6 protein-coding genes are annotated in these 9601 nt (G+C 20.3%); all 6 read left to right on the top strand.

Translation table 11 applies throughout. The features are described from left to right. Positions 1–146: 146 nt before the first annotated feature. Genes Q0H31_RS05430 through Q0H31_RS05405 form a run of 6 tightly spaced genes read left to right on the top strand, consistent with a single transcriptional unit; the run spans position 147 to position 9509 of the window. Positions 147–1793 carry an ATP-grasp fold amidoligase family protein gene (locus Q0H31_RS05430; RefSeq protein ID WP_295296220.1) on the top strand — a complete coding sequence of 549 codons (1647 nt, stop codon included), beginning with the start codon at positions 147–149 and terminating at the stop codon, positions 1791–1793. Further along, positions 1756–2085, top strand: a complete 330-nt coding sequence (locus tag Q0H31_RS05425) for a hypothetical protein (protein ID WP_295296219.1) — start codon at positions 1756–1758, stop codon at positions 2083–2085. Before Q0H31_RS05430 ends, Q0H31_RS05425 begins: the two co-directional genes overlap by 38 nt. Before the next feature lie 46 nt (positions 2086–2131). Beyond that, positions 2132–3991 carry a rhamnan synthesis F family protein gene (locus tag Q0H31_RS05420; RefSeq protein WP_295296218.1) on the top strand — a complete coding sequence of 620 codons (1860 nt, stop codon included), beginning with the start codon at positions 2132–2134 and terminating at the stop codon, positions 3989–3991. A 14-nt stretch (positions 3992–4005) separates the two neighbouring features. Further along, positions 4006–4956: a GDP-mannose 4,6-dehydratase gene (locus Q0H31_RS05415; protein WP_295296217.1), complete on the top strand. Its 951-nt coding sequence runs from the start codon at positions 4006–4008 to the stop codon at positions 4954–4956. Then, positions 4953–6833, top strand: coding sequence for an ATP-grasp fold amidoligase family protein (locus tag Q0H31_RS05410; protein ID WP_295296216.1), 1881 nt, complete (start codon positions 4953–4955; stop codon positions 6831–6833). Before Q0H31_RS05415 ends, Q0H31_RS05410 begins: the two co-directional genes overlap by 4 nt. A 12-nt stretch (positions 6834–6845) precedes the next feature. Beyond that, a complete protein-coding gene (locus Q0H31_RS05405; RefSeq protein WP_295296215.1) occupies positions 6846–9509 on the top strand; it encodes a hypothetical protein in 2664 nt (887 codons plus the stop codon). Positions 9510–9601: the final 92 nt, after the last annotated feature.

The following is a 9601-nucleotide window of genomic DNA, read 5'->3' as shown; positions in this document are numbered from 1 at the left end:
TAGCTATTTATATTATAAGGAATACCTACTTTATTTTAACTAAAAAACGTGCAATATCTATGGCTCCTAAACAATAAAAATTTTTTTGTTAATTTGAAAAAATTATATTTATAACTTATAATATAAACATAATTTTAGGATATTTTATGAAACGTTTAACTTTATTCATCCATCATGATAAAGATAATATAATTGATGATTATGTAGTATATTGGCTCAAATACATGAATAAACTATCTGATATAATTTTTGTATCAAATAATAATTTATCTAATACAGAAATAGAAAAAATAAAAAACTTAATTGTTAAATATATAATGGGTGAACATAGATATTTTGGAGAAGTTAGTACAATAATAGGTTATAAATATGCTTATGAAAATAATTTACTTGAAAATTATGATTGGATTATTATTATATTAGATTCCATATACGGACCTTTTTTTGATATAAAGTCATATATTGAAAAGCAAGAAAGTAAATGTATATGCTATGGGTTTACTAAAGCTATGGTAAATACTGAAAATGAACATATACAAGGTACATTTGTTTCTTTACCAAAAAAAGCTTTTATGTCAAAGGAATTTAGCGATTTTTTATTGAATTTTGATTATGAAAAAACTAAAAATAAAGATGATGCTGTGTTTAATTATGAAATAGCTTTTTCTAAATTATTAAGAAAATTAGGTTTTAAACTTGAAGGTATGTTTGAGGATATAGATCCGTTATATACAAGATATGAACCTGTAAGACCTGCTTTTATAGAGATGATCAAAAAGGGTTATCCTTTTATTAGAAGAACAATCTTTACGAAAAATTATTTTTTTATCGAAAATTTAAAAGATTATTTAGAATTGAAAGATATAATTCCAATAGAATGTTTTAATAACATGCAAAAAAATTTAGATAGGGTTGTTTCAAAAGAAGATTTTTATATAAATTTAGAATATCCAGAGATTAGAAGAAATATTACATATAAACAATACTTGATAGATAAAAAGTACAGAGAAGAATATAATTATAGTATTGAATTTCTTGAAATAAAAACATTTATAGAAAAATTAACTTGGCTTAAATTAAATTATCATCCTAAATTTATAAAAGAATTTTCAGATAGATATTTTGCTATTGAATATATAAAAGAAAAAGTAGAATATAATATATTATTACCTATGGTTGAAATTTATAATGATGCAGTATCTGTATCATTTAACTTAGATTTAAATAAACTTCCTGATAAATCATTATTTTGTTCTTCAATTAGTAATAAAAAAATATTTTTAGATAAATCGTCTAATTATGATGAAAATAAAATTAAGTATGACATATTTAATTTGTTAAACAGTTTTAATAATAAATATTTTGATGATTTTGAATGGCAATTTAAATATATACAACCTAGATTGTTTATTTATGAAGATAAATATAACATATATAATACAGGTGTTTTATATAAAATATTATGTTTTGAAAATGGAGAGAAATTTATAAAATCTATAATACAAAAAGATGGAAAAATCTATAGTAATTTTTATGATATTAATTTGAATTTGTTATTGGTTTATAGAGAAAATATTAATTTTGATTTAAAAATACCAAATTATGTTAATGATATGTTAGAAATTGCAACTAAACTATCTAATGATATAAATACATTTGTATCAATTGATTTTATAGGAAATGAAAGTAATTTTTATTTTGATAAATTTGATTTTTATTCTGATGAACTAATTCATCCTATATTTAATAATGAGTATGACATTAAATTTGGCAATCTTAAAAGAAACAGTTAATGAATTTTTATCTCTTGATAATGATATATACTTAAAAACTTTAATTAAATATGATATGTCGTTACTTGAATCAATGAATAATATAAAAAGTTTAAATGAACAAATTAATAATTTAAATAAGCAAATTGATAATTTAAATTATTTAAATTATAGTTTAAAAACTGAAATTCAAATTTTAAATGAAAAGATTCAATATTTAATAAATAAAATGGTTTGGTTTATACCATTAAAAAAATTAAGGAATTATATTAGATATAAAATTAGGAATAATTTTGATAATATAAAAATATAAAAATGTACTATTTTATTAAAAAATAAAATGCAAGGTTAATATATAGATGAAAAAATTAGTAATATTTGCTGGGCATAATGAAAATAATATAATAGATGACTATGTTGTATATTATATAAAAGAATTGAAAAAATCATCTGATATTATTTACATATCAGATGATGATATATTAGACACTGAATTGGAAAAAATTTCTGGTTATTGTGTTCATATCATTAATAAACAACATAATGAATATTATTTTGGATCATATAAAAGAGGTTATTTTTATGCTGAAGAGAAAAATATTCTAAAAAATTATGATTATTTAATATTTGCGAATGACTCGCATTTTGGTCCTATATATCCATTAGAAACTATTTTAGATAAAATTGAATATAAAAAAAATGTTATATATGGTATTTTTAAAAATATAGAAATGAAAAATCCCATTTCCAACATACCTGGTTTAGAGATAATTCCAGAACATCTTAAAACGCATTTTATTCTTGTTCCAAAAGAAGCTTTTTTAACTGAATGGTTTAATACTTTCTTTTTAAGAATAAGAGAACTTCCTGAAAATGGAATAATATTACATTATGAATATGGATTAAGTAAGTTATTTAAAGAGCATGATTTTATTTTATCTGGGATATTTGAAGGATCTTATGATTTAAATTTTGATAATTTTTTTAATTTATTAACAAATGGATATCCTTTCTTTTACAAATATATAAATAATATTCCATTCAAAAAATTTATTAAAATGTTGAATTTAATAGATAAACATTATGATGTTAGTTTATTTGAAAATTTCTATAAAAAAGAACCTTACAATAAATTTATAACATTTAAAAATCGCAAATATTTGTCTATTTTTACTATATTTAATAAATCTATTTTCTCTATAAAAGTCAATTTTAATTATTTTATAGTATCATTACTTATTTTTAAATTTTCATTTAAAAATAAATATAAATATAATATTAATCCATATATAATTTCAAATGATAATAAAATTTATTTTTCTATTTTAGATATATCTAATTTTTCATTATTTTCATTAGAAAAATTTGATGTATATTATATTATTAAATTTTTCGGTATAAAATTAAGTATAAAAACTAATTTGAAACTAAATTCACAAACAAATACGTTTTATACAAATACTGATTATACTAATATAAAGAATGATATTTTTTGTATTAAAAAAAATATTTTAGAAATTAGAAACAGTAATAAGAAGAAAAATAATAAAGTAGTTTATACATGTATTACAAATGGATATGATGACTTGTTATTATTTAGTTATATAGATGATAATTGGGATTATATTTGTTTTACGGATAATGAAAATTTGATATCAAATAAGGTATATGGAAATTGGATTATAAGACCACTAGAATTTTCTAAGTTAGATGGAATTAGAAATAATAGATGGCATAAATTACATCCAGATATTTTATTTCCTGATTATGAAGAAAGTATTTATATAGATAGTAACATTAATATAAAGTCAAATTATTTATTTAAATGTGTAGAAAATGTTATTCAAAAAGAAAATGCTAAAATTTCTATTCCTATACATGGTAATAGATGCTGTATCTATCAAGAATTTGATGCTGTTACTCACTTTAAAAAAGATAAACAGAGTGTATTGGATGAACAAAAATCCATCTATAAAAAAGATGGGTTTCCTATATATTACGGACTTACTGAAAATAACTGTATTTATAGAAAACATAAAGATGAAGAAGTAATTTCTTTAATGAAAGATTGGTGGTATTGGATTGAAAATTATTCTAAAAGAGATCAATTAAGTTTATTTTATGTATTATGGAAACATAATTATAATATGCCATATTTAACGCATAGACCAATTAGATATGATCCTGATAATTTTGAATTCTTTAATCATAAAAAATAAAAAGGGTGAATAATATGAAAATTTTGATAACAGGTGTTGCAGGTTTTATAGGTTCCAATTTATTGGATGAACTTTTAAAAGATGGGAAAAATACTATTATAGGTATTGATAATTATAATGATTTTTATGATCCAAATATAAAGAAAAATAATATAAAACATAATTTAAATAATTCCAAATTTATATTTTATAATATAGATTTATTAGATGTTACTTCATTAAAACAAATATTTGAAAAAAATAATATTGATGGTATAGTACATTTAGCAGGATTTGGGGGGGTTAGACCATCTATTGATAATCCTAAATTATATATAGATCAGAATATAGTTGCTACTTTAAATATATTAGAGTGTATGAAGAACTATAATGTAAATAAACTTGTATATGCATCTTCTTCTAGTGTATATGGGAATAGTAATGAAAGTATTTTTTCTGAAAATTTAAATGTTAGTGAACCTATTTCTCCATATGCTATGACTAAAAAAGCATGTGAAGAATTATGTTATACGTATCATAAACTTTATAATTTAAACATAGTAGCTTTAAGATTCTTTACAGTATATGGAAAAAGACAAAGACCAGATTTAGCAATATCTAAATTTACAAAATTAATACTCGAAGATAAACCAATACCTGTATTTGGAGATGGTACGACTATGAGAGACTATACATATATAGATGATATTGTTCAAGGAATTATATCGTCTGTAGAATATAATAAGACCTCTTATGAGATTATTAATTTAGGTGGAGGAGAGCCTATAAATTTGGATAGAATGATATCGACTATAGAAAGTGTCTTAGGAAAAAAAGCTATAATAAATAGAATGGATATGCAAAAAGGAGACGTAAATAAAACAATAGCTGATATTAATAAAGCAAGAAAACTATTAAATTATAATCCTAAGACAAGCTTTGAAAGTGGAATACAAAAATTTATAGAGTGGTATAAAAATAAATGAAAAGATTAACTATATTTTGTCATTATGATAGAGATAATATTATAGATGATTATGTAATATACTGGTTAAAGTATATGTCTAAATTATCAGATATAATATTTATATCTGATAATAATTTACCTGAAATTGAGTCTCAAAAAGTAAATAATTTGGTAATAAAATCTATAATAGGACGTCATGGAGGTACAGGTGCTGTAAGTGTAAAAATAGGATATAAATATGCTTATGATAATAATCTAATTGAAAACTATGACTGGCTATTTATTATAAATGATTCAATATACGGTCCTTTTTTTGATATAGAACCATTTATATTAAAACAAGAAAAAAAAGAAAATATTGCATATGGATTTACATTATCTGGATATAATACAACAAATTTTCATATACAAAGTACTTTCATTGCAATACCAAAAAGTATTTTTACATCTAAAGAATTTGTTGATTTTTTTGATTCTATTAAAGATATTTATAATAAAGATATTGAAGTTGAAAAATATGAATACGGTATTTCTAAACTTATACTAAATATGGGATATAAATTAGAAGGTTTTTTTGATGATGAAAATAATATTGAAATATACGATAGATATGAACCAGTAAGACCTGCTTTTGTAGAAATGGTTAAAAAAGGATATCCTTTTGTAAGACGTGCTATTTTTACTAAAAATTATTATTTTATTGAGAATTTAAATGATTATCTAGAATTAGAACATATAATACCTAAAGAGTGTTTTGATAATATGATAAAACATATTGATAGAGTAATTAATAAAGATGACTTAAATATTAATATAAATTATCCTTGGATTAGGCAATATCTAACTGAAAAAGAATCAAAAATAACTAATTATTATATTAATAACTATAATAATCATATAGATATTTTTGGTAAAAAAACATTCATAGAAAAACTAAATTGGATAAAAATATATTATAATGATCCATTAATGATAAAATGTTCTGATAAATATGAAGTTAGAGAGTATATAAAAGAAAAAATAGGGGAACAGTATTTAATACCGTTGTTTGGTGTATATAATAATTATGCTGAAATAGTTTCAAATTTAAATATTAAAGATTTTCAAGATAGTATTATAATGATGGGAACAATTAATGAAAATTATTATTTAATAGATGATTTTCAAAAATATACTAATGATAAAATACGTCAAAATGCATTTAGTTTTATTGATTTTTCTAATAATCAATTTTTGAGAAATTTAGAATGGTGCTATAAATATATAAAAGCTAGAGTATTAGTATATAAGAATATATATACTAATAATTTTAAATATAAAGTTTTATGTTTTAATTCTGAACCAAAAGTTATTAAAGTTACTTATTTTGAAAACAATAATTATTTTGCAAATTTTTATGATTTAGAATGGAATTTATTAAATGTCAAACAAGAATTTGAACAGTATAGTAATATAAATAAACCTAAATTTTTAGATAAAATGATAGAATTATCAAAAATATTATCAAAAGATTTTCCATATTTTGTAGCCATAGATTTTATAGAAACTGATGATAAACTATATTTTAAAAAATATGATTTTTATTCTAATGAAATTACATATCCATTAAGTGATGATTCTTTTAATATAGAATGGGGTAATAATATAAAGCTTCCTAATATATTAAATGAATATCTTGTTTTAGACAAAAATACTATATCAAAAACGATGTCTTTATTTGATAGATATGCAAATATAGAATATACTAATACTAGAAAAAAACAAAATACTAATTTTTATATTAGATTCTTAACTATTTTTAACATAAATCTTTTTGCTTTAGAAAAATCAGATAAATTTATTGTTATATATATATTAGGGTTAAAAATATCAATTAAGTCTAATAAAAAAAATTGATAAGGTTTATTTATGAAAAAGAATACAATATTAAAAATATTAATTGTAGTTATCGCAACATTAACATTATCTATTATTTTATCAATATTAGGTGGAATTAGCAGATTAGGATATTTAACTGATATAAATATAGATGTAGACAAAACATTGAGTATTAATCAATTGGATAATATAAAGTTATCTATTACAAATTATAATGATCTAATTTCTTTTATAGAAACTAATAAAAATATTACTAATTATATATATAATTTTAAAATAAGATATTATAGTAAGATTTTTAGAAATAGTGATATATACAATGTTTATCTAAATACAAATAGTTTACCTGATTATATAAATCATACGGAATTCTATGAAAATGGAAGTCCCTTTGGAATTATTAAAAATAATCATATGATATCTAATGATAAAATAGATATTTACTATAGCTTAAAAGTAAAAGTACCTATTTATTTCTATATATTATTGTTTTTTATAATATCTGTTATATTATTTTCTTTTAGAAAACAAATATTAATATTCATTAACTATATTGCTAATATAATAAAAATGATCATTATAATAAGATATAATAAATATATATTATATCTAATTGTTTTTATTATAATTTTCCTATTTATTTCATCATTTAATCCACAATCATTATCTTTTAATGTAGTCGTGATTTCTGATAATGTTTCCAGCTCTAGTGTTGACTCTATAAGCTGGAAAACTAAATATGGTTTTAATGATATACAAAAGTTAAGTTTCAGTAATAATATTGTACAAACACTTAAGTTTACAAATATACATGAACTTAAAGTAAAAAGTACAAATGACTTTTCATTGGATAATTATAGAAGAAAAGAATATTATGTTATAAAAAATAATAATATAGATTTGCATTTTTATGATCAAGAGACAATGATTACTAATTATAATCTTCATTCAAATGAAACTATGATTATATCTCATAATAGCAATGAATTAAATATTTATGTATCTTCAGCTATTTATACACCAGGATTTCATCAATATATAAAAGGTTGGAAAGTAGAAAGTACTAATTATAATATAAAATATTCTTTATTCTTATATACTGATGAATATTATCAGCCTAAAGAACTATCCCCTTATATAGTATCAGGAGAAGGTTATGGTGATACTATTTTTAATAATTTCAATAATTTATTTTTCAGAACGATAAAAGACGGCCATTTCCCTATCCATAAATTAGTAATAATGCTTATAGTTTCTTTTGTATATCTTTTATTATTTATTTTTATATCTAAAATAATATTTAATAAAGAATATAGAAATAAGATATTATCGAATGAATATATATTATTTTATATATTCTATTTATTTTTATACTGGATATTATTTTTAGCTATAGGCTCTTATGAAGTAGCCTCTACTAGACATATACCAAGATTAATAAATTCTCAAAATATTTATATTGCAGGTGAAGGTTTTTTTAATGATAATTTCTGGCCTATATTCACTCATTACTTAGCCGGACCATATGGTTTTAATTTATTATTTTTTATATCATATTCAGGTATATCTCTAATAATTTATTATTTATTAAAAAAACTTAATTTTGACAAAACTATATCTATATTAATTCCTATTATTTTGTTACTACTTCCAAATATTAATGTAGTATTTTACACATCATGGTGGAGAGCATTTAATACAGGAATATTTTATACATTATCATTGTTATTAGTATTTCTAATGTTTTATGGTGACCAAAAATATGCAAAAATGTATTCTATATTATCAATTATATCCTCATTAATTAGTATTAGTTATAGACATGATATAATACCATTATTATTTATTAATATAGCTGCTATTTTATTTTTCTATCTTAAGAAAATAAATATAAGAAATATATTAATTATTATATTCATTTCATCAATAGTGTCAATTTTGGTATTTTTTATGTTTGAAAAAACATATTTATCTAGTTCAAGCAGAATGGCACGGATATACGCACAATGTTTATTAACATATGCATTGCCAGAATTCTATAAAGAAGATACATTTACAGATGAAGAGAAAAAAATATTAAAATTTAATGAACCTTATCCAGTAAATACAAATATAAGTGTTTTAGAAGGAATAAGAAAAGATTTCAAATATGAAGATTATCACACTATAGGTTTTAATTATATGTTTAGCGTAGGAGTACCTTTAGAAGAGTATAAAAGAATCTTAATAGCTAAGATGAAAAAAAATCCTTACCCTGCTATATATTCAAGAATACGTACATTTATAACATTAACAATTAGAAATAGCTTTCCAATCAATACGCAGGAAGATATACAGTATAGCAGAAAAGATATATCTATTTCAGATATTTTAGATTATAACTTTGATATAGTAAAAAGAAGTAAATTCCATAAAGATTTTATAGATAAATTTGTATCATATGAAAATGAATTTATAGGAGGTAAAACTATTTATTTTTATGGTACAGTTAATTTTTTAATTATGCTGTTTATATTTATAAGATTTAAGAAAAATCCTGTAACGGCGTATTTAAATTTAACAGGACTTATGTATCATGGTATTTTATTTATACTTAATTTTGCTGAAGGAATATATTATTATGGACCATATTTATTTTCTGTAATATCAATATTACTCTGTTTTTATGAAGGTAAAAAATATATAAAAAATTAATATATTATAACTGTATATTGATTATTATGAAAAATATGTTATGTTTAATATATAGAAATCAATATAGTTTATATATAGAAAAGTTATACTCA

It is taken from the genome of uncultured Brachyspira sp. (genome assembly GCF_934747485.1).
In the GTDB taxonomy this organism is placed as follows: domain Bacteria; phylum Spirochaetota; class Brachyspiria; order Brachyspirales; family Brachyspiraceae; genus Brachyspira.
The sequence above is the reverse complement of the archived record's forward strand: the minus strand, read 5'-3'. Positions and strand labels throughout refer to the sequence as shown.

Excerpts from the sequence above, each read along its gene's own strand:
- Q0H31_RS05430 (WP_295296220.1), top strand. The coding sequence starts at position 147 with ATGAAACGTTTAACTTTATTCATCCATCATGATAAAGATAATATAATT.
- Q0H31_RS05425 (WP_295296219.1), top strand. The coding sequence starts at position 1,756 with ATGACATTAAATTTGGCAATCTTAAAAGAAACAGTTAATGAATTTTTA.
- Q0H31_RS05420 (WP_295296218.1), top strand. The coding sequence starts at position 2,132 with ATGAAAAAATTAGTAATATTTGCTGGGCATAATGAAAATAATATAATA.
- Q0H31_RS05415 (WP_295296217.1), top strand. The coding sequence starts at position 4,006 with ATGAAAATTTTGATAACAGGTGTTGCAGGTTTTATAGGTTCCAATTTA.
- Q0H31_RS05410 (WP_295296216.1), top strand. The coding sequence starts at position 4,953 with ATGAAAAGATTAACTATATTTTGTCATTATGATAGAGATAATATTATA.
- Q0H31_RS05405 (WP_295296215.1), top strand. The coding sequence starts at position 6,846 with ATGAAAAAGAATACAATATTAAAAATATTAATTGTAGTTATCGCAACA.